General features: G+C 53.7%; 22 protein-coding genes and 8 tRNA genes. 4 read left to right on the top strand and 26 right to left on the bottom strand.

All coding sequences use genetic code 11. The features are described 5' to 3' along the window. Nucleotides 1–61: 61 nt before the first annotated feature. From PDUR_RS00815 to PDUR_RS00760, 11 genes are all read right to left on the bottom strand, one after another. The gene (locus tag PDUR_RS00815; protein WP_407944274.1) at nt 62–1,444 is read right to left on the bottom strand and encodes a tetratricopeptide repeat protein; all 1,383 of its coding nucleotides are present in this window, start codon (nt 1,442–1,444) and stop codon (nt 62–64) included. A 215-nt stretch (nt 1,445–1,659) separates the two neighbouring features. Further along, entirely contained in the window at nt 1,660–2,610 is a 951-nt protein-coding gene (locus PDUR_RS00810) for a ribose-phosphate diphosphokinase (protein ID WP_042204657.1), read from the bottom strand. A gap of 22 nt (nt 2,611–2,632) precedes the next feature. After that, entirely contained in the window at nt 2,633–3,460 is an 828-nt protein-coding gene (hisJ, locus tag PDUR_RS00805) for a histidinol-phosphatase HisJ (protein ID WP_042204656.1), read from the bottom strand. An 18-nt stretch (nt 3,461–3,478) separates the two neighbouring features. Continuing rightward, nucleotides 3,479–4,204, bottom strand: a complete 726-nt coding sequence (gene hisIE / locus PDUR_RS00800; RefSeq protein WP_042204655.1) for a bifunctional phosphoribosyl-AMP cyclohydrolase/phosphoribosyl-ATP diphosphatase HisIE — start codon at nt 4,202–4,204, stop codon at nt 3,479–3,481. Then, nucleotides 4,201–4,932 (bottom strand): imidazole glycerol phosphate synthase subunit HisF, encoded by a 732-nt coding sequence (gene hisF, locus PDUR_RS00795; protein WP_407944304.1) that lies wholly within the window; start codon nt 4,930–4,932, stop codon nt 4,201–4,203. The genes hisIE and hisF overlap by 4 nt, the downstream gene beginning before the upstream one ends. Before the next feature lie 580 nt (nt 4,933–5,512). Then, nucleotides 5,513–6,244, bottom strand: coding sequence for a 1-(5-phosphoribosyl)-5-[(5-phosphoribosylamino)methylideneamino]imidazole-4-carboxamide isomerase (gene hisA / locus PDUR_RS00785; protein ID WP_042204652.1), 732 nt, complete (start codon nt 6,242–6,244; stop codon nt 5,513–5,515). 97 nt (nt 6,245–6,341) lie between these two features. Continuing rightward, the gene (gene hisH / locus PDUR_RS00780) at nt 6,342–6,959 is read right to left on the bottom strand and encodes an imidazole glycerol phosphate synthase subunit HisH (protein ID WP_042204651.1); all 618 of its coding nucleotides are present in this window, start codon (nt 6,957–6,959) and stop codon (nt 6,342–6,344) included. Nucleotides 6,960–6,962: 3 nt separating this feature from the next. Continuing rightward, nucleotides 6,963–7,568 (bottom strand): imidazoleglycerol-phosphate dehydratase HisB, encoded by a 606-nt coding sequence (hisB, locus tag PDUR_RS00775; protein ID WP_025688676.1) that lies wholly within the window; start codon nt 7,566–7,568, stop codon nt 6,963–6,965. Then, entirely contained in the window at nt 7,558–8,865 is a 1,308-nt protein-coding gene (hisD, locus tag PDUR_RS00770; protein ID WP_042204650.1) for a histidinol dehydrogenase, read from the bottom strand. Before hisD ends, hisB begins: the two co-directional genes overlap by 11 nt. Nucleotides 8,866–9,055: 190 nt before the next feature. Continuing rightward, nucleotides 9,056–9,691 carry an ATP phosphoribosyltransferase gene (hisG, locus tag PDUR_RS00765; protein WP_042204649.1) on the bottom strand — a complete coding sequence of 212 codons (636 nt, stop codon included), beginning with the start codon at nt 9,689–9,691 and terminating at the stop codon, nt 9,056–9,058. 71 nt (nt 9,692–9,762) lie between these two features. After that, the gene (locus tag PDUR_RS00760; protein ID WP_042204648.1) at nt 9,763–10,977 is read right to left on the bottom strand and encodes an ATP phosphoribosyltransferase regulatory subunit; all 1,215 of its coding nucleotides are present in this window, start codon (nt 10,975–10,977) and stop codon (nt 9,763–9,765) included. Between the two features lie 343 nt (nt 10,978–11,320). Here PDUR_RS00760 and gnd point away from each other — a divergent pair, with 343 nt between their 5' ends. The 4 genes from gnd to gntK all read left to right on the top strand — a co-directional run bounded on the left by gnd (nt 11,321) and on the right by gntK (nt 16,314). Next, a complete protein-coding gene (gene gnd / locus PDUR_RS00755) occupies nt 11,321–12,220 on the top strand; it encodes a phosphogluconate dehydrogenase (NAD(+)-dependent, decarboxylating) (RefSeq protein ID WP_042204647.1) in 900 nt (299 codons plus the stop codon). Between the two features lie 132 nt (nt 12,221–12,352). Beyond that, nucleotides 12,353–13,024, top strand: a complete 672-nt coding sequence (locus PDUR_RS00750; RefSeq protein ID WP_042204646.1) for a GntR family transcriptional regulator — start codon at nt 12,353–12,355, stop codon at nt 13,022–13,024. Nucleotides 13,025–13,187: 163 nt separating this feature from the next. Continuing rightward, nucleotides 13,188–14,549 (top strand): GntT/GntP/DsdX family permease, encoded by a 1,362-nt coding sequence (locus PDUR_RS00745; RefSeq protein WP_042204645.1) that lies wholly within the window; start codon nt 13,188–13,190, stop codon nt 14,547–14,549. 220 nt (nt 14,550–14,769) lie between these two features. Further along, the gene (gene gntK / locus PDUR_RS00740) at nt 14,770–16,314 is read left to right on the top strand and encodes a gluconokinase (RefSeq protein WP_042204644.1); all 1,545 of its coding nucleotides are present in this window, start codon (nt 14,770–14,772) and stop codon (nt 16,312–16,314) included. Nucleotides 16,315–16,413: 99 nt separating this feature from the next. Here gntK and PDUR_RS00735 read toward each other — a convergent pair whose 3' ends face one another. The 15 genes from PDUR_RS00735 to PDUR_RS00665 form a co-directional block, all read right to left on the bottom strand. Next, nucleotides 16,414–17,592 (bottom strand): acyltransferase, encoded by a 1,179-nt coding sequence (locus PDUR_RS00735; RefSeq protein WP_042204643.1) that lies wholly within the window; start codon nt 17,590–17,592, stop codon nt 16,414–16,416. Between the two features lie 66 nt (nt 17,593–17,658). After that, nucleotides 17,659–18,183, bottom strand: coding sequence for an acyltransferase (locus tag PDUR_RS00730; protein WP_042204642.1), 525 nt, complete (start codon nt 18,181–18,183; stop codon nt 17,659–17,661). Beyond that, nucleotides 18,180–18,833 carry a pyrophosphatase PpaX gene (gene ppaX / locus PDUR_RS00725; RefSeq protein WP_042204641.1) on the bottom strand — a complete coding sequence of 218 codons (654 nt, stop codon included), beginning with the start codon at nt 18,831–18,833 and terminating at the stop codon, nt 18,180–18,182. Before ppaX ends, PDUR_RS00730 begins: the two co-directional genes overlap by 4 nt. A gap of 6 nt (nt 18,834–18,839) precedes the next feature. Further along, nucleotides 18,840–19,874 carry a prolipoprotein diacylglyceryl transferase gene (gene lgt, locus PDUR_RS00720; RefSeq protein WP_042204640.1) on the bottom strand — a complete coding sequence of 345 codons (1,035 nt, stop codon included), beginning with the start codon at nt 19,872–19,874 and terminating at the stop codon, nt 18,840–18,842. A gap of 12 nt (nt 19,875–19,886) precedes the next feature. Further along, a complete protein-coding gene (gene hprK, locus PDUR_RS00715; protein WP_042204639.1) occupies nt 19,887–20,825 on the bottom strand; it encodes an HPr(Ser) kinase/phosphatase in 939 nt (312 codons plus the stop codon). 334 nt (nt 20,826–21,159) lie between these two features. Then, the gene (locus tag PDUR_RS00710) at nt 21,160–22,281 is read right to left on the bottom strand and encodes an ABC transporter ATP-binding protein (protein ID WP_042204638.1); all 1,122 of its coding nucleotides are present in this window, start codon (nt 22,279–22,281) and stop codon (nt 21,160–21,162) included. Between the two features lie 102 nt (nt 22,282–22,383). Next, on the bottom strand, nt 22,384–23,481 hold the full coding sequence (locus tag PDUR_RS00705; RefSeq protein ID WP_042204637.1) for a PucR family transcriptional regulator: 1,098 nt from the start codon (nt 23,479–23,481) through the stop codon (nt 22,384–22,386). Nucleotides 23,482–23,626: 145 nt separating this feature from the next. Beyond that, nucleotides 23,627–23,699, bottom strand: a tRNA-Lys gene (locus PDUR_RS00700). Nucleotides 23,700–23,705: 6 nt separating this feature from the next. After that, nucleotides 23,706–23,791, bottom strand: a tRNA-Tyr gene (locus PDUR_RS00695). Nucleotides 23,792–23,798: 7 nt separating this feature from the next. Then, nucleotides 23,799–23,871: transfer RNA gene (locus tag PDUR_RS00690), tRNA-Phe, on the bottom strand. Nucleotides 23,872–23,888: 17 nt separating this feature from the next. Further along, nucleotides 23,889–23,965, bottom strand: a tRNA-Asp gene (locus tag PDUR_RS00685). Nucleotides 23,966–23,978: 13 nt separating this feature from the next. Beyond that, nucleotides 23,979–24,054 (bottom strand) — tRNA-Thr (locus tag PDUR_RS00680). Nucleotides 24,055–24,086: 32 nt separating this feature from the next. Then, a tRNA-Val gene (locus PDUR_RS00675) sits at nt 24,087–24,162 on the bottom strand. Nucleotides 24,163–24,169: 7 nt separating this feature from the next. Further along, nucleotides 24,170–24,246, bottom strand: a tRNA-Met gene (locus PDUR_RS00670). A gap of 24 nt (nt 24,247–24,270) precedes the next feature. Further along, nucleotides 24,271–24,362 (bottom strand) — tRNA-Ser (locus PDUR_RS00665). Nucleotides 24,363–24,375: the final 13 nt, after the last annotated feature.

The following is a 24,375-nucleotide window of genomic DNA, read 5'->3' as shown; positions in this document are numbered from 1 at the left end:
CCAAGCATGTTATCCCTATTATGCCTAAAGGGGACAATCCCGGGGCTCCGCACCCGGACTGCTAGCCGCGCGGAAGCCTTTCTTTTTCTTCGGGGCGCGGTTCCTTGTCCGTCTCCATACCAATAAGCTTCTGCAGGCGGAGAAGACCGGATTCCTCCTGCTTTCCGTCCTGTACCGGCTCGTTAAGCAGTTCCTTGAGGGCTCCGGCCATCTCTTCGTCGCCGATCCAAGTCAGCGCTTCGGTGACCTGCCGCTTCAAGCTGGCATCTCCGTACCGCAGCGCCCAGAAGAAGGACGAGCGCAGCAGCGGATTTACCCTAACCTGCTCAACAAAGCTGCCTTTATTGGCCTTCCACAGCTTAAGCTGCTCCTGAAATGGGAGCTGATAGTTATAGCTAACGGCTGGCAGTTCCGAACCCTCCGCCGTCGACTGATGCAGCAGGTTCAAGAAGAACCGGGGCACCTCCGACTCCGGGTCGAGCTTGGCGGCCTGCCGCCAGCAGCGCTCGGCCTCCAGCCGCAGTCCGCTGTTGCAGGCTGCGGCTGCACAGTAATGATACAGCCCAGCGTCACCGCTGATCTCCTCGTCTTTCAGCAGACGGCGGAAATGACCATAAGCAACTCTGTGCCGTCCCAGAATGCCCATCGTCGTCGCAAGCTTGAAGACATGCTCCCGGTGGAATGGAACGGTGACCTCCAACGTGCGCAGCAGCCCATCCAGCGCGCTCCGGTCCCCTTCGTATTGCAGGAAAATCGCCAGATTGCAGAGCGCATGCAAATTTCCTGGCTCCTTCTCCAGCACCCGCGCAATACATTCCTTCGCCTTGGCAAACCGGCCCATATAAAAATGCGCCAAAGCCAGATTATTATGCGCCGCCAAAAAATCGGGAGTTCCCTCAGTGATCTGTTCCAAGAGACGAACCGCCTCCGGAAATTTCCCTTCTTCCAGCAGGCCCCGGGCACGGTCATGTTCTACCGCCCCTTCCCGGCTGCGGATCCGGTTCAGCGAAACAGGACGGTCGAGCTCGTAGTGCAGCAGCTCCATCAGCTCCTCCGATTCCGCTAGGAACTCCCCGTTCGCATCCTCCTCAAGATATGTCACGAGCGAGCGCTCCGCTTCCTCGAAGCTTTCCATATTGGCAAAGTTATTGGCCATATAAAAATGGCATTCCGTCATTGACGGGTCCACCTGTTCCAGTACATGGGCCAGAATGGCGTTAGACGCCTCGTAATCTCCCATCTCCGACAGTATACCCGCCATATTGCAATGATTAACCGGATTTTCCGGTTCATATTCAGCCGCTTTGCGGAAATTTTTCAGTGCTTTTTCATATTGAAAGCGATCCAGCGAACGGACGGCTCTTTCAAAGAAAAAGTTAGCGTTCAGAGCGACGGGGATAACGTTTCCTGTCCCGTCATCAATCTCTGAAATCTTTTCTATCATGGAAGCTGGCACCTCCTTGTAAGCTCCCTAACCCTCTTTCCAACAGAAGACTCGCTTTGCCCGAGCGGTTCTCCAAACTTCACGTTTGCCGTTACCAGGGTCGGCCCCGGCTGTCTTCACACAGTATACCATAAAACCGAAAGAGGTTTTCAAGTTGAACGGGAGCCTGAAACCGTATCTTATTTCATTCTAGAGATGAAAAAAGACGGGGAATGTTATATTCCCGCGTCTCCAAACAATTTGTCTATAGAACCGCCCTCGATAATAATACTTATGGCCCTCGCCAGCATTGGAGCGACCGAGAGAACGGTGAAGCAGTCGGAATGGTCGGCAGGCAGCTCGATGGAATCAGTTACCACCACTTCCTCAATTCCGGGGTGATCCAGCCGTTCGATCGCCGGACCCGAGAACAATCCATGCGTGGCGCAGACGATGCTGTCCTTGGCCCCTCTCTCCTTCAGTCCTTCGACAACATTGACAATAGTAGTTCCCGTATCGATCAGGTCTTCGATAATGACCGGAGTCCGTCCCTCCACATCGCCAATGACGTGGGTTATGACCGATTCGTTATGGGCCGGACGCTTCTTGATCATAATGGCAAATGGCGAATCCAGCTTGCTTGCCAGCTTCTCGGCCGTGGAAGCACGCCCGGCATCAGGCGAAACAACCACCACATCGGACAAGTTCTTTGCCTTCAGATAGCCGCTGATCAGGTCAAGCGCCGTCAGGTGATCCACCGGAATGTTGAAGAAGCCCTGGATCGCCGCCGCATGCAGATCAATGGTCAGTACGCGCGTAGCCCCGGCTGTCGTCAGCACGTCGGCAACCATTTTGGCGGAGATTGGCTCTCTTGGTGCGGACTTGCGCTCTTGACGGGCATAGCCGTAGTACGGAACGATAATATTGACCGTTCGCGCCGACGCCCGTTTCGCGGCGTCTATCATTACCAATAGCTCGACAAACAGCTCATTGATGGGATGGGAGAGAGATTGCACCAAAAAGACATCGCAATTCCGGATGCTTTCTTCGTAATGCACATAAATCTCGCCACTCTTGAAGCGGGTCAGCTTAATCTTCCCCAGCTCCGCGCCAAGCCTTGAGGCAATATCCGCAGCCAGCTTCGGATTGGACGACCCGGAAAAAATACGCAATGTATGGTGCTGCATAGCGCCCTCCTTAATTCATTCATTATCCTTCAAAAGAGACCATTTCCCGGCAGCGGCCTTCAAACACCGCGAGTTCACGGAATCCCGTATCCCACAGCAGCTTGCGAGCCTCCGCAAGGCCTTCACCAAGCTTGGCCGGATCATGGGCGTCCGAGCCCAGCGTCAGCGGGATGCCCAGCTCAAGCGCTTGCTTCAGCACATGCGGAGCCGGAAACATCTCCGCACACGGCTTGAACAGGCCGGAAGCGTTCAGTTCCATCGCGATTCCCGCATCCGCTATTCTCCGCAGCGCGCTCAGCTCAAGCTCCTTCACTTCCGCCTGCCCTTCTGGTGTATCCGGTCCATAGCCGAATCTTTTGATGACATCCATATGCCCTATTATATCGTATATCCCCGAAGATGCAGCCTTGCTTATGGCTTGATAATAACGCCGGTAGACCGCAAGGGGATCTTGGCCTTCCCAGCCGTGAACCTGCCGGAAGTCGGTAATATCCCACTCGCCCAGAAAATGCACCGAGCCGATCAGGTAATCCCAAGGGTAAGGAGCGAGAAGTTCGCGGATCTCCTCTTCATAGCCTTCGATATAATCGGCTTCAAGCCCTACCCGGATATCAATGACTCCCCGGTAACGCTCCTTCAGGGCCAGACATTCCTCGACATAGCGGGGAAGCTCCTCAAGCGGCATAGCCATCTCCGGATAATACTGCGCCGGGTCGACATGAACCAGCGGCAGATGATCCGACAGGCCGAGCTGCTTAAGGCCGAGTTCGATGCCCCGGCGAACGTAATCTTCGAGCTTGCCTACGGCATGTCCGCAGCGCTCGTGATGGGTATGATAATCGATATGCATGGGAGGCTCCCTTCTGTACTAATCGCGGCGGGGCCGCTCGTGGCGCGCGCTGAGCTCTGCCATAATGTCGTCGAGCGGAAGCTTGCGCTCCTGCAACAGGACGAGCAGATGGTAGATCAAATCGCTGACTTCCAGCCGGAGCTCGGCATTATCCTTGTTTTTGGCCGCAATAATCGTTTCCGCCGTTTCTTCGCCGACCTTCTTCAGGATCTTGTCAACGCCCTTGTCGAACAGATACGTGGTGTAAGCTCCTTCCGGACGCTCCGCCTCTCTCTCGGCGATAACACGCTCCAGTTCGGCCAGCACGGCAAACCGTGCCTCTGTTGACTGACTGCCGCCGCTATGTAATTCATCCGTCTGCGGGTTGGCTGCCCCAGCTTTGCTCCCGAGCGGAAGCTCGCGGTAGAAGCATGACACCTTGCCTGTATGGCAGGCCGGCCCTTCCGGTTTAACCTTCACAAGCAGTGTGTCGCTGTCACAATCGTAGTGTATCGAGGTAATCGCCTGTGTGTTGCCCGAAGTGCCGCCCTTATGCCACAGCTCCCCCCGTGAACGGCTCCAGAACCAGGTCTGTCCGCTCTCCAGAGACAGCTTCAGCGATTCCGGGTTCATGTACGCGAACATAAGCACTTCCAGGGTGGTGTCGTCCTGCACGATAGCCGGAAGAAGCCCGGTTTCATTCCAGCGTATTCCTTCCAAAATTTCCTGCTGCTCAGATGTCGCCTTATTTTGCTGTTCGTTCATCGGATCTCCACACCCTTTTGTTTTAAGTCGGCCTTCAAATCACCGATCCCAATTTCCTTATAATGAAAAATGGTCGCCGCAAGCCCGGCATCCGCCTTGCCCGCAGTGAACACATCGTAAAAATGCTCAATCTTTCCCGCTCCACCCGAGGCGATCACCGGAATATCCACCAGATCACTGACAGCAGATGTGAGTTTTATATCAAAGCCGTCCTTGGTACCGTCGGCATCCATGCTGGTGAGCAAAATCTCACCCGCTCCCAGCTTCTCGGCCTGTTTCACCCACTCCAGCGCCTTGATTCCGGAAGGCTTGCGTCCTCCGTGGGTGTACACTTCCCACTCGCCCCAATTTTCATTATATTTGGCATCTACCGCCACTACAATACACTGGGAACCGAACCGCCGCGCTCCTTCGAGAATGAGCTGAGGATTGTTTACGGCCGCAGTGTTAATGCCGATCTTGTCGGCTCCGGCGCGTAAGATCGTCTTCATATGCTCGGGGGCCGATATGCCTCCTCCCACCGTGAACGGGATGGAGATCTCGCCCGCCGTTCTGCGGACGACCTCGACCATGGTCGCCCGTCCTTCCACCGATGCGGAAATATCCAGGAACACCAGCTCATCCGCGCCTTCCCGGTCGTAAATCGCCGCGAGTTCCACCGGATCGCCGGCATCCCGCAGGTTTACAAAGTTAACGCCTTTTACTACCCGTCCGTCCTTAACGTCCAGGCAGGGTATGATGCGTTTGGCCAGCATTGGTTATACCTCCTTTTTCGATCCCCCTAAATCCCCCTTAGCCAAGGGGGACCCCAAGGGCTCCGCCCTCTGGACACCCGGAAGCTTGGCGGGGTCAGGGGCGAAGGCGCTCCTTAGTTTATTTTTGTGTTGCGACCGCTTATCCCTGCGGGACCGCTTGGACTGCGGCGCTCCTGCTGTTAAGGGCAAAAACTTCAAAACCTAAACCTTCGCGTGCCGCGGGTCTGGCCCCTACGGGGTGGCGGGCTCTGCTCCGCCTGCGAAACAACCTTCAAAACCTTAAAACCTTCGCGTGCCGCGGGTCTGGCCCCTTCGGGGCGGCGGGCTCTGCTCCGCCTGCGAAACAACCTTCAAAACCTTAAAACCTTCGCGTGCCGCGGCTCTGGCCCCTTCGGGGCGGCGGGCTCCGCTCCGCCTGCTAACAGCTAAGACCCTAAACCTTCGCGTACCGCGGTCTTCGCCCCTTCGGGGCGGCGGGCTCTGCTCCGCCTGCGAAACAACCTTCAAAACCTTAAAACCTTCGCGTGCCGCGGGTCTGGCCCTCCGGACCAGATTACTTCAGCGCCGCCAAAGCTTCGGCAAGCTTGATGTTGCCGGTATACAGCGCCTTGCCAACGATGGCGCCGCCGATACCGCTGTTCTTATGCGCACTGAGGCGAAGCAGATCGTCCTGGACGGTAACCCCGCCGGAGGCGATGACGCTCTTGCCACTGGCCTGCGCCATGGCGAGAATGCCCTCCACGTTCGGGCCCTGCATCATTCCGTCACGGGAGATATCCGTATAGATAAACGTTTCCGCACCCTTGGATGCGAGTTCCTTTGCCAAATCCGTAGCCAGCACCTCGGACGTGTTCAGCCAGCCATGAGTAGCGACATAGCCGTTCCGTGCATCGATGCCGATCGCGACTTTATCGCCGTATTTTGCCAATACGGTTTCGGTGAATTCACGGTCATTGATGGCAGCGGTACCGATGATGACCCGGCTGACGCCGAGCGCCAGCAGCTTCTCCACATCCTCCAGCGTGCGCAGCCCCCCGCCAACCTGAACCGGCACGTTCACGCCAGCGGCGATGGATCCGATAATGTCAACATTGACGGGATGCCCGGCTTTCGCGCCGTCCAGGTCGACAAGATGAATGAACTCTCCGCCCTGCTCTTCCCATGATTTGGCCATATCGAGCGGGCTGTCGCCGTAGACCGTTTCCTGATTATAGTCGCCCTGCAGCAGCCTGACGCATTTTCCGTTCCGGATATCAATCGCCGGATACAAGATAAAAGAAGACATTTCGCCGTTCCCCGCTTTCCCGTTACTAAGTTCATTTATGATGTTTGCGGTATGCCGATGACTCCCGCATATCATTTGTTAATTGGATAACGCCCGGTTAGATTTCGAGCTTCAAAAACTGCTCCAGCAGCTTCCTTCCCAGCTCCCCGCTCTTCTCAGGATGAAACTGCATGCCGAATACATTGCCCCGCCCGACGATGGCCGTAACTGGGTGTCCGTAATCCGTCACGGCCAGCAAATCGCTTTTCTGCTCGACCAGCGCATGATAAGAGTGAACAAAATAGACATGTCCATCCTCCAGCGCCTTTAGCAGCGGATTCTCCGGTTGAAGGTACTGCAGCTTGTTCCAGCCCATATGGGGCACTTTATAGCCTTCTCTCGGCTCGAAGCGCACCACTGTTCCCGGCAGAAGATCTAGCCCCTCATGGCTGCCGTATTCCTCGCCTCGGGTGAACAGAAGCTGCATGCCGAGGCAGATCCCAAGCAGCGGCTGCCGTCCCGCAGCAGCAACCTCTTTGACAACCTTGTCCAGTCCGTTCTGCCGCAGATGATCCATCGCGTCTCCAAACGCGCCGACGCCGGGCAGAATAACGCGATCCGCAGCCAGAATCTCGCCGGCTTCCCCGGTTACAAGCGGCTCATGGCCCAAACGCTCAATCGCCTTGCTGACGCTGTGCAGGTTGCCGATCCCGTAATCGACGATAGCAACGGTCATAGGCTACAGCACTCCTTTCGTGGATGGAACGCCCTTCACCCGGGGATCAATTGCTGTCGCCTCGTCCAGTGCACGCCCGAGCGCCTTAAATACCGCCTCAATCATGTGATGCGTATTGAAGCCGTAATGCACGATGACATGCAGGGTCAGCCGCGCTTCCAGCGCAAATTTCCACAGGAATTCATGCACCATCTCCGTGGAGAAGCTGCCGACCTGCTGTGAAGGATACTCCGCGCGGTATTCAAAATGCGGACGGTTGCTGATGTCGATGATAACCTGCGCCAGCGCTTCGTCCATCGGCACAAATACGCTCGCATAGCGCTTGATGCCCTTCTTGTCGCCGAGCGCTTCGCGCAGAGCCTGGCCGAGACAGATGCCGATGTCTTCTACCGTGTGGTGATCATCAATCTCGATATCGCCGCGCGCCTGAACAGACAGATCGAACTGGCCGTGCTTCGTGAACAGATCGAGCATATGGTTCAGAAAAGGGACATCGGTCTCAAGCTCCGCTTGACCGCTTCCATCCACTGTCAGCGACAGCTTAATGTCCGTTTCATTCGTTTTGCGGGAAAGACCCGCCTGCCTGGTTTGCTGCCCGTTATTCTCCATCCGCTTCTCCACCCTTCGCTTCGTTCTCCAGCCTGATTTCCACCGCTCTGGCATGAGCTTCCAGTCCTTCGCGGCGAGCCAGTTCAATGATCGTCTTGCCGTCGCGTAAGAGCGCCTCTTTGCTGTAATAAATCAGGCTCGATTTCTTAATGAAATCGTCCACATCTACCGGCGACGAGAACCGTGCCGTGCCGTTCGTCGGAATAATATGATTCGGCCCGGCAAAATAATCTCCTACCGGCTCCGAACTGTAAGGCCCGAGGAAAATCGCCCCGGCGTTCCGAACCGCCCCGGTCAGCGCCATCGGGTCCTGCGCCACGATTTCCAGATGCTCCGGCGCAAGCCGATTGACTACGGAAATCCCTTCTTCCAGCGTCTCGACTACGATAATAGCGCCGTAATTTTCCACGGAAGCCCGGGCAATTGCCTCACGCGGCAGCTCCCGAAGCTGCCGCTCCACCTCGGCGGCGACCGCCTCGGCTAACGTCTGCGAAGGCGTCACGAGAATGGCCGAAGCCATCTCGTCATGCTCCGCCTGCGACAAGAGGTCTGCGGCGACATAAGCCGGTTCGGCGGTGTCGTCCGCCAGCACGACGATCTCGCTCGGACCGGCGATGCTGTCGATATCGACGGCGCCGTACACCTCGCGCTTGGCCAGCGCGACGTAAATATTGCCCGGTCCGCAAATTTTATCGACCGGAGCTATCGATTCCGTGCCGAAGGCCAGCGCGGCGACCGCCTGAGCGCCGCCGACACGATAGATTTCATTCACGCCAGCCTCAGCGGCGGCGACCAGAATATAAGGGTCGATGCCCTCCTTCCCGCCTGTTGCCGGCGGCGTTACCATAACGATCTCCGGAACGCCAGCAATCTGGGCGGGAATCACGTTCATCAGTACGGAAGAAGGATAGGATGCCTTGCCTCCGGGAACATATACGCCCACACGCTGCAGCGGCCGGATGATCTGTCCGAGGATTGTGCCGTCGGGCTGCAGATCCATCCAGGAGTTGCGCTTCTGTCTGGCATGGAAGGCACGGATGTTGTCCGCTGCGGCCCGGATCGCCGAGACAAAGGATTCTTCAACATGCCCGTAAGCGGCCTGAAGCTCTTCCTGGGTTACACGCACATTGTCACGGCTGAGCCGGGCTCCGTCGAATTTTTCCGTATAGCGGAAAAGGGCGGCGTCGCCCTCCTGCTTGATGTCGGCCACAATTTGCTTAACGGCCTTATTTTGCTCAGGGGTACCATAATCGACATCCCGCTGCAGCTTGAAATCCCTGCTGGATTGCACCTTCACTGGTTTTCCTCCTTATATATCGCCGGATTGCCCTCCTTTGGGCCACCCGTTTACGCCTTTCGTTTCTTCTCAAAAAATTGCCAGGGAACGGCCGGCTGACAGCCGCCGTTCATTGCGCATTAGATGGTGACCAGACTGCCCGGCTGTCATCGTATCCCTGATGTACACCGGAACAGCAACATTAACGCAATTACCGGGCCGGCTCGGCAATAACGCTCTGCAGCCGGTCGCACAGCTGCTGGATTTCCGCATTTTTCATCCGGTAGCTGACCCGATTGGCCACCAGCCGGCTCGTAATCTCGAAGATGCTCTGCTGTTCGACCAGTCCGTTCTCGCGCAAGGTCTGTCCCGTCTCCACCATATCGACGATCCGTTCGGCCAGCCCGATCAGCGGCGCCAGTTCTATAGACCCGTTCAGCTTGATGACTTCCACCTGCTGGCCTTGCTCCCGGAAATACCGGGAAGCGACATTCGGGTACTTCGTCGCCACGCGCTGGTGAATACCCGGCTCCCAGTTTGGCAATCCGATGATCGACATCCGGCAGCGGGCGATGCCAAGGTCCAGCAGCTCGTACACATCCCGGTTCTCTTCCAGCAGAACATCCTTGCCGACGATGCCGATATCCGCCGCTCCGTACTCCACGTAGGTGGGCACATCCACCGGCTTCGCCAAAATAAATTCCATTCCCGCCTCAGGCAGCGGAATGACCAGCTTGCGCGAGGCCTCGCCCTCCGGAGGAATCGGCAGTCCCGCAGCGCGGAACAGCTCCGCCGCCTTGTCATAAATGCGGCCCTTCGGCATAGCCACTTTAAGTATCTCCGCCATTTGCTTATGTCCGCCTTTCAGTTCGTAAATTATTGTTTTATATATCCGTTACGCCTTTGCACGATTCGTCTTTAGCTGCGCTCTTTGACAAATGAAACAAAGGTGTAAATCTCTCCATACCGCTTGCCGTCCTCCGTACCTGCTCCGGCCTTAGCATCGGCTGTTGTTAGATCTCCAGGCTCCGATACCAGCCGCGTTACCACCACATGGCCTTTGGCCCGCAGCCGCATCGACTCCTCAAGTCCCTCCCTGCGCCGCAGCGCATCATATTGAACGAGAGTCGGCAGCTCTTGCCTTTCTTCCGTTCCCCGAACGCCGTCGAGAATACGGTTCGTCTTCAGCGAGAAGCCCGTTGAAGGAACCGATCGCCCGAACTGCTGCAGCAGATTGTCGTAACGTCCGCCGCTGCACACCGGGAACCCGAGTTCGGCGGCATAGCCTTCGAACGTCATGCCCGTATAATAGGTGAAATCACCGACCATGGTCAGATCGATCAGCACATGCTGGGATACTTCATAAGCCTCCAGCACCTCCCACACCTTGCACAGATGCTCAATCGAGGCGCGGGCGAGCGGATGCCGGCTAAGCTCCAGCGCTTGACCGCAGATTTCCTTGCCGCCGCGCAGCCGCAGAAGCCCGTCCATCTCTTCTTTCTGCTCTTCAGTCAGAGTTAGGCGGCCGAGTGCATCACGGAAAGCGACATAATCGCGGCCCAGCAAATGGCTCTTAAGCTCCTCCTGCACTTCCGGCAGCCCCGGAGCCACCTCCTGGAACAGTCCGTTCAGGAAACCGACATGGCCCATGGCAATCTTGAACGTTCCCACTCCCGCCGCCTGCAGTGAAGCAATGGCCAGAGCCACAACCTCCGCATCGGCTTCCGGAGAATCGTCGCCCACCAGCTCGACACCGGTCTGGTAAAATTCAGCCTCGCGTCCGGCCTCCTCCTCAATCGCCCGAAATACATTGGCATGGTAGGACAACCGCAGCGGCAGCGGCTCGTCCTTAAGCAGCGAAGAGACAACGCGCGCCACCGGAGCCGTCATCTCCGAACGCAGCACCAGCGCCTGGCCGCGGTTATTCAGCAGCTTATACAGCTTCTGGTCCGAGGTCGAACTGGCAACCCCAACCGTATCGTAATATTCCAGCGTGGGTGTCATAATCTGGCGATAGCCCCATTGATTCATGCAATTCAGTACATCATTCTCAATTTTGCGCAATTTGCTCACGGCATGCGGGAGATAGTCCCGAAAGCCAATGGGCTTCTCAAAGCCCTTCGGTTTGGACATATTGAAATTCACCTCATCGGTTAGTAGAAAGTCAAAACAATAGATATTTCGTAAAAGATGCTCCTGATCCTTTACCATGGTAAAGTGGTAGTAAAGTAAAGCATTTCTGATATCGTACCATGACATGTTATTTTTCGTCAATTAAAGCCTTTAAATCGACTATTGTCCCCTTATTATAGTCCATTATATCTTTTTTTCGATCGGCCTACCTACTTTAAAAAAGAGCATCAGTAATCGCTTACAAATTTCTCTTTACAAATTTTTGCCTCGGGCGTATGATACAAACAGAAGTTGTATACAGGTATACTTGCATTAATGAAACCGGTTAAAGGGGTGATTAGAGATGAAATTGGGTCTGATAGGACTCGGCAAGATGGGCTACAATCTGACTTTGAATTTGTTGAACCATGGTCATGAGGTTGTTGTAAGCGATCTCAATCCGGAGCCTGTCCGCCAGCTTGAAGGGCTTGGAGCCATCGCGGCCCCCAGCATAGCCGAACTTACCGCACAGCTTCCTCGCCCGCGCATCCTATGGGTAATGGTTCCCGCAGGAGCGCCGGTCGACAGCCTTATTAATACTCTTTCCGGTCTGCTGGATGAAGGCGACATTGTCATCGAAGGAGGCAACTCTCATTACAAGGATTCCATTGCCAGAGCTGAGAAGCTGGGCGAGTCCGGTATTCATTTCTTCGATGCGGGAACTTCAGGCGGAACCGAGGGCGCGGCCCATGGCGCCTGCTTTATGATCGGAGGCAATCCCGAGATTTTCGGCACCATCGAACCGCTGTTCCGCGATCTTGCCGTAGAGAACGGATATTTGTACGCTGGTCCAAGCGGCAGCGGCCACTTTTTAAAAATGATCCATAATGGCATTGAATACGGTATGATGCAGGCGATTGCCGAAGGCTTTGAGCTTCTGGAGAAGAGCCCCTTCGATTTCAACTATGAGGATGTTGCCCGGGTATGGTCGAACGGTTCCGTTATTCGGGGCTGGCTGATGGAGCTTACCGAAAGCGCTTTTTCCAAAGATCCGAAGCTTTCCGGCATTCGTGGAGTCATGCAGAGCTCCGGTGAGGGCAAATGGACGGTGCAGACAGCGCTTGACCTTGAGGCCAGCACGCCGGTAATCGCGCTTTCCCTGCTGATGCGCTATCGTTCACTTGAGGAGAATACGTTCCACGGCAAAGTAGTCGCCGCTCTGCGCAATGAATTTGGCGGCCATGCCGTTGTAAAAGAGGAGTAACGTTCTCCCTGAGGCTGAAGCCTGACCCAAGTCCTGCATTTCATACATAGAACCCGGATGCGCATGTGTGCTATTATCGTAAATAACGAATGTTGGCATACAGCAAAATCGTCCGCAGAGGAGTCGTGTGAAATGCAGTATCCTACCGCCTGGCTGCAGGGTGTCTCGCTTGGAGAGTCTATCGCCTGCCGTCTGAGGCTTCAAATTATAAATGAACAACTTAAAGCTGGAGAAGTTCTCTCGGAGAACCGGATCGCCGAGGAATTCGGAACAAGCCGTTCCCCAGTCCGGGAAGCGCTTAAATCTCTGGCCGCCGAAGGATTGATCCGATTGGAACGGATGGGCGCCGTAATTGTCGGTTTGAATCTTGAGAATGTAAAAGAGCTATACGACGTACGCTATCTTATCGAGAGCTTTGCCCAGCAGCGGCTTGCGGGAAGCCCTCAGGATGCGCTGATACAGCAGCTTGAGCAGACGATTGACCGGATGAAGCTGGCCGTCAAATATAACGACTACGTGGAGTTTGCCTATCAGGATTTTTCTTTCCATGAGGCGATTGTCCTTCAGGCCCGTCATACCCGGATTCTTCATTTATGGAACAGCATCCGCCAGATTGTTATGACCGTTATCCTGGTGACAACCGAACAGGGCTTCGCCGAAGGCGAGGAGAGAATGAATTGGGTCGCAGACAAACACCGAAGCATCGTTGAAGGACTGCGGTCGCAGAATGCGGAAACGATCCGCCAGGTGGTTCAGAACTATTTTGCCGATTCAATGCTGACGCTCGGGCACGCTCTTCCATAACCTTAAAAAATCATCTGCCGAACTCTGTCCAATGTACGCTTTTTCTTGTCGACAAGTATACCAATGAATAAAACTGCTTGTTGAAAACGCTGTACAGCAAAAAATGGAAAATATCCGATGCCGTTCCACTTCCCTGGCATCCACTACTTAAAGGGGGATTATCATGAACAGTTTGTTCGGGCTTAGCCATAATGCGACGCTGCTGGTATGGACACTGCTCGTTATTGTATTTCTGGTTACACTGATTGCCAAATACAAATGGAATCCGTTCGTCACCCTGCTCCTTTCCGCGCTGGCTCTGGGTCTGCTTGCCGGTATGGAGTATCAGAAGCTGATCAAATCAATTACCGGCGGTCTCGGCGGCACCCTCGGCACAATCGCCATCGTCATCGGCCTAGGAACCATGCTGGGGAAAATGATGGCCGAATCCGGCGGCGCCGAGCGCATCGCCACAACACTCGTGGACCGGTTCGGGGAAAAAAGGGTTCACTGGGCCATGATGCTCGTCGGCTTTGTCGTTGGGATTCCCGTATTCTTCGAAGTTGGTCTCATCCTGCTTATTCCAGTCGTCTTCATGGTCGCCCGCAAAACCAAAATGTCTCTGCTGCAAATTGGAATTCCGGTACTCGCCGGTCTGTCCACCGTACATGGTCTTGTGCCGCCGCATCCCGCGCCGATGATTGCCATTGACGCTTACGGCGCTAATTTGGGCAAAACGATTCTGTATGCCTTAATCGTCGGCCTGCCCACCGCTGTGATCGCCGGACCGCTGTTCGGCAAATTTATCGGTAAACGCATTCAGGTGCAGCCGCCAACGGAGTTGGCCGAACAGTTTGCCACTAAAAGCGTAAAGACTCTTCCAAACTTTGGAATTACACTCGTGACAATCCTGATGCCTGTTATTCTGATGCTGATCGGCTCCATTGCCGACATTCTTGATCCCGAAGCTGTACACGTATTTACGCCATTCGCTAAATTCATCGGACATGAAGTCATTGCCCTGCTGATCTCGGCTGTCTTCTCCTTCTTCTCCCTCGGCTTTGCCCGCGGCTTCAAGAAAGAGGATATCTCCCGCTTCACAAGCGAATGTCTCGCGCCAACCGCTTCGATTATCCTGATTATCGGCGGCGGCGGAGCGTTCAAGCAGGTGCTGATCGACAGCGGCGTCGGCGGAGCCATCGCTTCGCTTGCAACGCAGACTCATGTGAATCTGATCTTCTTCGGTTGGCTTGTGGCCGCGTTGATCCGCGTCGCTACCGGCTCCGCAACCGTAGCGATGACGACGGCGGCCGGAATCGTCGCCCCGGTTCTTGCTGTAAGCTCCGGCGCTCCTATCGAGCTTGTCGTTCTGGCGACCGGCGCCGGCTCACTCATCCTCTCACATGTTAATGACGCCGGCTTCTGGATGATCAAGGAATTCTTCGGCATGTCCGTCGTTCAGACTTTGAAAAGCTGGACAGTTATGGAAACACTCTTGTCTGTCGTTGGCCTCATCTTTATCTTGATTTTGAGCGTCTTCATATAATTCAATATAAGAATAAACGGCTTCGCCGTCCTCTGGAAGAGGAAGGCATCCGTTTCTCGTAAAAATATCAGGCCAAGGATAAGCGCGAAGCTTATACTTTCTGATATTTTAAGAAAAGCACATATGGATGGTTATGCGAAGACGTCGCCCTGATCCTTCTTTAGAGGCGGAGAATCAGTCCGGCCCCCTTCGCATCATTTTTGGAAAGAAGGTTTAAGTTATGAGCACTCAATATATGATTGGTGTCGATATGGGAACTACGAGCACCAAGTCTGTGCTGTTCGCGGAGAACGGAACCATCGTAACCAAGGCGGATCAAGGCTATCCGCTATATACCCCCTCACCATCCATCGCCGAGCAGGACCCCGAGCAAATCTTTCGGTCCGTCATGCACACCCTTTCGGCCGTTATGCGGCAGAGCGGGGTGGAGGCCAAGGATATCCTGTTCGTCTCATTCAGCTCCGCCATGCACAGCGTCATTGCCGTTGACAAAGACGGCCATCCGCTGACGAAATGCATTACATGGGCCGACAATCGCAGCGCCGAGCAGACGCTGCGATTGAAGAACGAGCTTGGCGGACATGAGATTTATCTGCGCACAGGTACGCCGATTCATCCGATGTCGCCGATCACGAAGCTAATGTGGCTGCGCGAGGAGCAGCCCGAGGTGTTCGAGGCGACGTATAAATTCATCTCGATCAAGGAATATATCTTCTTGAAGCTGTTCGGGGACTATATCGTGGATCACTCTATTGCCTCTTCCACCGGCATGATGAATCTGGAACGGCTGGAATGGGATAAAGAAGCGCTGAATATTGCCGGCATTGATGAAAGCCGCTTATCCCGCCTTGTGCCGACAACCTATGCCGCCCGCGGACTGCTGCCGGAAGCTGCCAAAGAAATCGGGCTCTTGCCGGATACTCCCTTTATCGTCGGCGCCAGCGACGGCGTTCTCTCCAATCTCGGTGTAGGCGCCATTGAGCCGGGCGTCGTGGCCGCCACCATCGGCACGAGCGGAGCGATCCGTACAGTAGCCGATCGGCCGGTAGTCGATCCGAAAGGGCGGATCTTCTGTTACGCCCTGACCGAGAAGCACTGGGTTATCGGCGGTCCAGTCAATAATGGCGGCATGCTCTTCCGCTGGGTCAGGGATGAATTTGCTGCATCCGAGGTAGAGACGGCCAAACGGCTGGGCATTGATCCTTACGATGTGCTCACCCGGATTGCCGAGCATGTGCCGGCGGGAAGCGAAGGACTGCTGTTCCATCCTTACCTTACCGGGGAGCGCGCTCCGCTCTGGAACGCCGATGCCAGAGGCTCCTTTTTCGGACTCACCATGAACCACCGCAAGGAGCATATGATCCGTTCCGTGCTGGAAGGCGTCATCTTCAATCTGTACACCGTTATGCTGGCGGTGGAGGAACAAATGGGGCGCCCGCAGCGGATTATGGCGACGGGCGGTTTTGCCCGCTCCGCCCTGTGGCGGCAGATGATGGCCGATATTTTCGACCAGGAGGTTGTCGTTCCGGAGAGCTTTGAAAGCTCCTGCCTGGGCTCAGCCGTTCTCGGTCTGTACGCGATCGGGCGAATCGATTCCCTGAGCGCCGTATTTGGCATGATTGGCACAACCCATCGACATTTGCCGAATAAGGCTAACGCAAGCGTGTATAAACAACTGCTGCCTATTTTTATCTCGCTGTTCCGTACCCTGGAAAGCAACTATGAGGCGATTGCCAAATTCCAACGCGAACAGGCTGGGGAATAAGATCTCTTATCCAAGTAGCAGCATCACGTTCCTAAATACCCAAAAAGGGGCGTCCACAGTCACCAATCATGACTGTGAACACCCCTTCTTTTTTTCCATTCAATCCATTGCCCTATACTCCTGCGGCAGATTCTGCGGCTGCTTCACAGGACGCCGCGGGGCCGAGCCGAACAGAACCCAGGCGTACTTGATGTACCGGAAAGCTATCGCCACAATAATCCAGGATAGAATCAGCGCGGCAAGCCAGCCGCCGGCAATCGCCAGCGCATAGGCAAGATAGCCGCCGTGAAAGTCGATCTTCCGGTATAAATAGAGAACTACCGGATGAATCAGGTAAATACCGAACGAGCAAACGCCGGCTGAGACCAACAATCTGGACCAGAGCCTTAGGCCCGTACCATATAACAAAAAGGAAAGCTGGAAGACCACCAGACAGGACAGTAGCGCATGAGCATTCGCCGCTCCTTCGAACCAGAAACTGTTGATCACCGTTTTTTGCGTATAATTGCTGTTCCACAGCTCCACGTGAGCGGTCCCTGCGGCAATCCAAAGCACCCACACAAGCGCCCACACCAGCCACTTGCCAGACCGTAATCCTTCACGTGACGGAATGAGCCACGGCTTCAGCGAAGAATAAAAGACCGCGATCGACGCCCCAAACAGAAAATACGAGAAATAGGTGATCGCCAGACTTCCTTTGGAGACGTGCCAGTAACCGTGATTGACCATGTACTTGTTGAGCACCACGAACCCCCACTGAAGCGCCAGCCCGATAAGCGGCGCCCAGGCCGCCAGAGGGCGGCTTTTTTGCAGGCACCACAACAGCAGCGGAAACAGCACATAGAACTGGATAATGATAATAACGTAGTATAAATGCGTATAAGCCGTTCCGGTAAGCAAATATTTGGACAGCTTCGCTGCCATTTCCTGAGGCGGCATGCTCCACTGATTCCCCGCATACAGCTTAAGCCCAAAATAAAGCACTGAGAATACGACATAAGGCACGATAATGTAGATCAGTCTTCTGCCGTAGAATTTGCCCAGTGTCTTTCCGGTCAGCGGCCGGTCGATATAATTGTAGAACAGCACAAAGCCGCTTAAAAACACAAAGGAAGGCACGGCAAACTGGCTGAATTTATTCATAAACAAAAATGGGTGAAACAGCGGTGTATTCAATGTTTCCGCGAGGGTACGCGAAGTCGCATGGATCGCCAGTACAGCAAGGATGGAGATTGCCCTGAAAATATCCAACTGCGGAATACGTTCTTTTTGTTCCATATTCTCCTCCTGTAACTCCTCCCGCCAATACAAGACAATCTTCCTTCGATTCGTCTTTCTCCCAGCTTAGCGCGGTTCTTGTTGCTCCTCCTCCGTCTCCGGACAACGGCTTCCCTTTAATTCACGAAGCGGATTTCCGCCGACAAACATTCCCGCCGCCACATCCTTGTGAACGACCGAGCCTGCGGCCACAACCGCTCCGTCGCCGATGGTTACACCAGGAAGAATCGTCGTATTGGCCCCAATCATCACATTCTCGCCGATAACAACCTTACCCAGACGATACTCCTTGATCAGATATTCATGCGCCAGAATGGTCGTATTGTAGCCAATAACCGAATTTTCACCCACGGTAATCAGTTCCGGAAAAAACACATCCACCATAGCCATCAGCCCGAAAGCTGTATGCTTGCCTACTTTCATTCCGAGCACACGGCGGTAGATCCAGTTCTTAAGCGGAAGAATCGGACAATAGCGGGCGATCTGAATAAAAATAAAATTTCTGATACCCTTCCACGGGCTGACCGTCCGGTAAATGTACCATAGCGAATTATGCCCTTCCACCGGATAGCTGGTCACCTTTCTGCTCACGGTTTCACTGTTCCCCCGCTAACAATCTCATACAGGTCGGTCATATCCTGAAGAATAAAATCCGGCCCATATTTACGAAGGGTATCCTCACCCTTCAGCGACCATGCCACCCCGGCTGCCAGCACGCCCGCAGCTTTGGCCGATTGAATATCGACTCCGCTGTCGCCGACCATCAGCGTCTTCTCCGGGTTTACGCCCAGATTGCGTACCGCAGTCAGCACCGGCTCCGGGTCGGGCTTAAGCTTAGTGACATCGTTAAGTGTTACAACCGTATCCATGTATTGCTGCAAATCGAACATCTCCAGCGCCCGAATCGTCGTGGGCCGGATCTTGGTGGTTACAACCCCTAGCTTGATCTCCCGGCGGCGCAACTCTTCCAGCGTTTCATTCACATTTGGAAAAGACCGAATCAGCTCGTCGTGGTACTCAACTTGGTAGTGACGGTAGGACGCCTCCAGAGCCGAGACATCTTCGAGATTGGTGAACGCCTTAAGCTGGTCCGGGAGACTGGTTCCCATATGGGGGATCATCTGCTCGCGGGTAATTGCTGGCTGAGCATGCTGCTGCAGTGCGTACATAAAAGAGCTGATAATCAGCTCATTCGTATTGACGATCGTGCCGTCCAAATCAAATAGAACACATTCAATCATAAGTGACTACTCCTTTTTATCTTCCTCCAACGTCGGATGGTTTGGATCAGATGGAGGAACGGAGACATTCTGCTCCGGGGTATCAGGTTGTTCCATTACTACAGGATCGGCTGCATGCGTCTTGGAGGACACAATCGGGTCCGAGTAATGATCTTTGGCTGCTCCTGTTGTCCGGCGGATAATAATGAGCAGCACCGCAGCAACGATAATTAGCAGCGACAGCAGCTGGGATATGCGAATGTTCCCGTAATTCGGGTCGAGATAACCCTGCTCGAAGCCAAGTCCCTTCATCGGGCTCCATAAACCGTTGATGAACGAGGCAAGGCCGCTGCCCCCTTTGAAAGCTAAACTATCCGTCCGCAGCCCTTCAATAAAGAATCGCCCAACGGAATACCAAATGAAATACGACAGAAATAATTCTCCGGCGCGCATAAACCGTTGTCTTCGAAGCACCATAAGCAGGACAATGCCCACCAAGCTCCAGACAGACTCATATAAAAATGTCGGGTGATGATAGGCTTGATTCGCTTCTATGTACATCTGATTTACAATAAAGTCCGGCAGATGCAGATTGTTCCGCAGAAAAGTCTCCTGAACAGGGCCGCCATAGGCCTCCTGGTTCACAAAGTTGCCCCATCGTCCGATCATTTGCCCTGCCAGCAGTGAAGGAGCGCAGATATCGGCAATACGCCAGAAAGAATAGCCTTTATAGCGGAAATAAATGATGCCGCAAATAATGGCACCGATCAGCGCACCGTAGATAGCGATACCACCGTTCCATATTTTGAAGACATCCAAGAGATTATTTCTGTATTCACCCCACTTAAAAGCTACAAAATAAATACGCGCGCCGATAATCGCCGAAGGAACTCCAAGCAGCAGCATATCCATAAAGAATTCTTGCGGTATGCCGAAGCGTTTACCTTCGCGGATTGCAAGATACAGCCCGGCCAAAGCGCCGAATCCAAGAATCAGGCCGTACCAGTGTACACTTAAAGCACCGATTGAAAAGGCGATCGGATTTAAAGCCAACGGAAACATACTCTCATCCTCCTAGTCCAGATCATCCATGTCTTCGGATATAGTAGCCGTAAGCTTGTGGGTGAATTGCAGTGCGGCATTGAAGCCCATCTGCTTCAACCGGTAATTCATCGCCGCCACTTCGATAATAACGGCAAGGTTCCGGCCAGGGCGCACCGGAATGGTTACCAGCGGAACATCGGTGTCGATAATACGCGTCGTTTCCTCGTCCAGTCCAAGCCGGTCATATTGCTTGTCCTGCTGCCATGCTTCCAACCGGACGACAAGCGTAATCCGCTTGTGGTTGCGAATCGCTCCGGCGCCGAACAGCGTCATAACATTAATAATACCGACCCCGCGGATTTCCAGCAGGTGCCGAATCAGTTCCGGTGCGGTTCCATGCAGTTGGTTATCCGACGTCTGCCGGATTTCCACCGCATCGTCGGCAATCAACCGATGTCCGCGCTTAACCAGTTCCAGGGCCGTCTCGCTCTTGCCGATGCCGCTGCTGCCGGTAATCAGCATGCCCACGCCATATACATCACACAGAACCCCATGAATGGTCGCCGTTGGAGCCAGTCTTCCTTCCAAAAAACTGGTCAAACGGCTGGAAAAGATCGTCGTCGCCATTGAGCTGCGCAATACGGGTAGTCCTTTTTCATTACTCACGTCAATCAGCTCTTGAGGAACATCCAGACTGCGTGTGATCACAATGCAGGGCGTCTGGTCGTCAAAAATGCGGCGAATCCGGCTGATCCGTTCCTCTTCAGGGAGCATTGAGAAGAAGGCCAACTCCGTTTTACCCAACAGTTGTACCCGGTCTTCAGGATAATATTCGAAATATCCGGCCATTTCGAGGCCGGGGCGGTTCAGGTCATCGACCGTAATCAGCCTTTTCAGGCCCTCTTGTCCGGAAATGACTTCCAGTTGAAAATGCTGTACCAATTCCGATACTTTTACCTTCTTGGCCATATCTGTTTCTTCCTTTCATCGCCTGCGGTATATTCCCGCTTATCCTGCTTCCCTTGACCGGCAGGGTTGTATAATCCTTCCTTCCGGCAGGTAATTCTCCTGCTATCTTAAAGGATAACGGAGTCGATTGCAATCATTATGCCGGGTAAGGCGGGTCTAGAGGCACAGTCTTTTTGCCAATATCGAGACCTTGAAGACTCTGCATAATCTGGACCCGAGAGTTTTCCAGAGTTTTCCTGAATTTACTTTTTCATAAGAGCGGCGCTTGCCGAACCTGTATCTAATGAAAAAAGCCGCCCAAAAGGGCGGCTCCTCAAAGGACCGAAGCTGGCTCTTATCCCAGCAGAATGTTCAGTTCGGATTCCTTGTCAAACAGATGAACTTTGTTCATGTCGATAGCCAGTTTCGCTTTGCTTCCTTCGCGGGTTGTCGAACGTCCGTCCACGCGGGCGATTACGGAATCTTTGCCTACACCGCTCAGGTACAGCAGCATTTCATGACCGAGGTTCTCGGTTACGTCTACCAATGCGGTAAAAATTGTGTTCGGCGAAGCTTCCAGGAATACCGGCTCTTCGTGGATGTCCTCCGGGCGAATGCCCAAGATGATTTCCTTGCCAATGTAACCTTTGCTGCGGAGCAGTTGAGCTTTGCCCCCTGGAACTTCGACATCCAGATTCTCCGCAAGGAAACGAATAGTACCGTTAACTTCGGACAAAGTGCCCGAAATAAAATTCATAGTCGGGGAACCGATAAATCCGGCCACGAACAGGTTCTCCGGATTGTTGTACAATTCTTCAGGAGAAGCAGCTTGTTGGATGATGCCAGCTTGCATAACGACAATACGGTCGCCCATTGTCATAGCTTCAGTTTGGTCATGTGTTACGTAGATGCAAGTGGTTTCAAGACGTTTAACCAGCTTCGTGATTTCGGCGCGCATCTGTCCGCGCAGCTTGGCGTCAAGGTTGGAGAGCGGTTCGTCCATCAGGAACACTTGAGGATCACGGACGATCGCGCGGCCCAGAGCGACACGCTGACGTTGGCCGCCGGAAAGCGCCTTCGGTTTGCGTTCAAGCAGATGCTCGATATCGAGAATTTTTGCGGCTTCACGCACTTTTCTGTCGATTTCGTCTTTTTTCACCTTGCGCAGCTTCAGACCAAACGCCATGTTCTGGTATACACTCATATGAGGATACAGGGCGTAGGATTGGAATACCATCGCGATGTCGCGGTCTTTAGGAGCCACGTCGTTGACGACGCGTTCGCCGATGAACAGCTTGCCTTCAGAGATTTCTTCCAGCCCTGCGATCATTCGCAAAGTCGTAGATTTACCGCAGCCGGAAGGTCCGACCAGTACGAGAAATTCCTTATCTTTAATGTCAAGATTGACATCGATTACCGTTGCTTTATCGGAACCTGGATATTTTTTGAATACATGCTCTAAACGTACGCCTGCCATTTGAATTTCCCCCTCGGATTCGTAATAGAGTTCGGAAATAATTCCTGTCACTATCTTACCCCAGTCCACCCAAGCTGGCTATTTGTAACGTTCACAAAAAACCTATTTCCTTTTCGTCACTTTATACAATAGCATGGTCAGCTTCATAATCGCCGCGTCTCCAAAGCTCCGTACGTCCGCTCCCGTCTCCTGTTTAATCTTGTCCAAACGATAGAGCAGAGTGTTACGATGAATGTACAATTTCTTCGCGGTTTCACTGACATTGCAATCCATCTGAAAAAAAGTCTCCAGTGTCAGCAGCATCTCCTTTTCGGCCAGCACGGCTGTATAATCGCCAAATTGTCCAAGCAGCTGCCGGCGCCGCCCGTCGGGAATGCTGTTGACCAGCCGCTCCAACTGAAGCCCCCAAGGCAAATGAATGTATTCCCCCACCTGAAAAATACGCCCAAGGCTGATCGTCTCCCTGAGCAGCGTGATCACTCCCGCCAAGCCTTTGACTGGAATGATCGAGGAGGACACGCTTACATGAAATACTCCGACCCACTCAGAGGCGATCAATTCGTGAAGCCCCATACAGGCCTGCGCCAATAGCTCCTCGTCATCGCTCTCCTCAAGCTCGTCCTTGTCTTCCGTGCCGGTTAGCAGCTCTTTACGGGTCAGGATCAGCCATTCCTTTTCCTGCAAAGGGATAAGCAACGCCGAACTATCGAAATAACTTCGTACCAATTTCAGCAGCGGCCGGTATGCAATTTCGGAACCATGTGTATTTTCGCTGATTAGCAGGAAAGGAATCATATCGGTGAACAGTCTGCTTTTTAAAGTAATATCATCGGGAATTTCGCCGGCGTCATCATCCAGCTCAAGCTGAGTGTTCAACCATGCGCTAAGCTGCCGCGCTTCCTTTTCTCCTTCCTCCTTGAAGCCCGAAGCCTTCAGCACGGCGGCATAATTCTCGGCGGCGAACTGCGCTAGTTGCAGCTCTATCGGGGAAAGCCCCTTCTTCTCGATCCAAAGGGCGGTAACCCTCCCTTCGCTTTCATATAAGGGAACCCAGAGACTCCCCTCATATATTACCGACTGCTCTTGCGCTTCCTGTCCAGCACCAAAAAGGGAAGCCGACTGCTGCCTCCCAAATTGCTTGATTCCTGTCTTGTTACCGGTGAGCTGCTCCAATTTTTGCCGCAACGTTTCAGTGTCCATTGTCAACCTACTCCACCACTTTGCTCTTTTCGCCTATTCTATCATATTTACAGCGCTCCGGAAAAAAGTGCTTTTTTTTGCAACTTTCGATACTCTCAAATAGCAAAAACCATCACCCTAAGGTGATGGTTAGCTTGAATCAGAATGAGCCATGAAGGACTCGAACCTTCGACACCCTGATTAAAAGTCAGGTGCTCTACCAACTGAGCTAATGGCTCAAATACTGGTGGAGGCTGATGGATTCGAACCACCGAACTCGTAAGAGAACAGATTTACAGTCTGCTGCGTTTGGCCACTTCGCTAAGCCTCCAAGAAAGTGGCTCGGGACGGAATCGAACCGCCGACACGAGGATTTTCAGTCCTCTGCTCTACCGACTGAGCTACCGAGCCATAAGTTGACATAAAAATGGCGGAACCGACGGGATTCGAACCCGCGATCTCCTGCGTGACAGGCAGGCATGTTAGGCCTCTACACCACGGTTCCGCGTTTGTGACAATGGTGCCGGCGAGAGGACTTGAACCCCCAACCTACTGATTACAAGTCAGTTGCTCTACCAATTGAGCTACACCGGCAAGATGTCATATGTCATTATTAAATTGTCAAATGGTGGAGGCTGAGGGGATCGAACCCCCGACCCTCTGCTTGTAAGGCAGATGCTCTCCCAGCTGAGCTAAGCCTCCGTATGTATGGTAGCGGCGGAGGGGATCGAACCCCCGACCTCACGGGTATGAACCGTACGCTCTAGCCAGCTGAGCTACGCCGCCATACTAATATTAATGAATTTGAAATGGCGGAGAGAGAGGGATTCGAACCCTCGCACCGCTTACGCAGTCTAACCCCTTAGCAGAGGGTCCCCTTATAGCCACTTGGGTATCTCTCCAAACAAATCTTTA

The sequence above is a fragment of the Paenibacillus durus genome (genome assembly GCF_000756615.1).
Taxonomy (GTDB): Bacteria; Bacillota; Bacilli; order Paenibacillales; family Paenibacillaceae; genus Paenibacillus_AQ; species Paenibacillus_AQ durus.
This window is presented reverse-complemented; position numbering and strand designations above follow the sequence as displayed.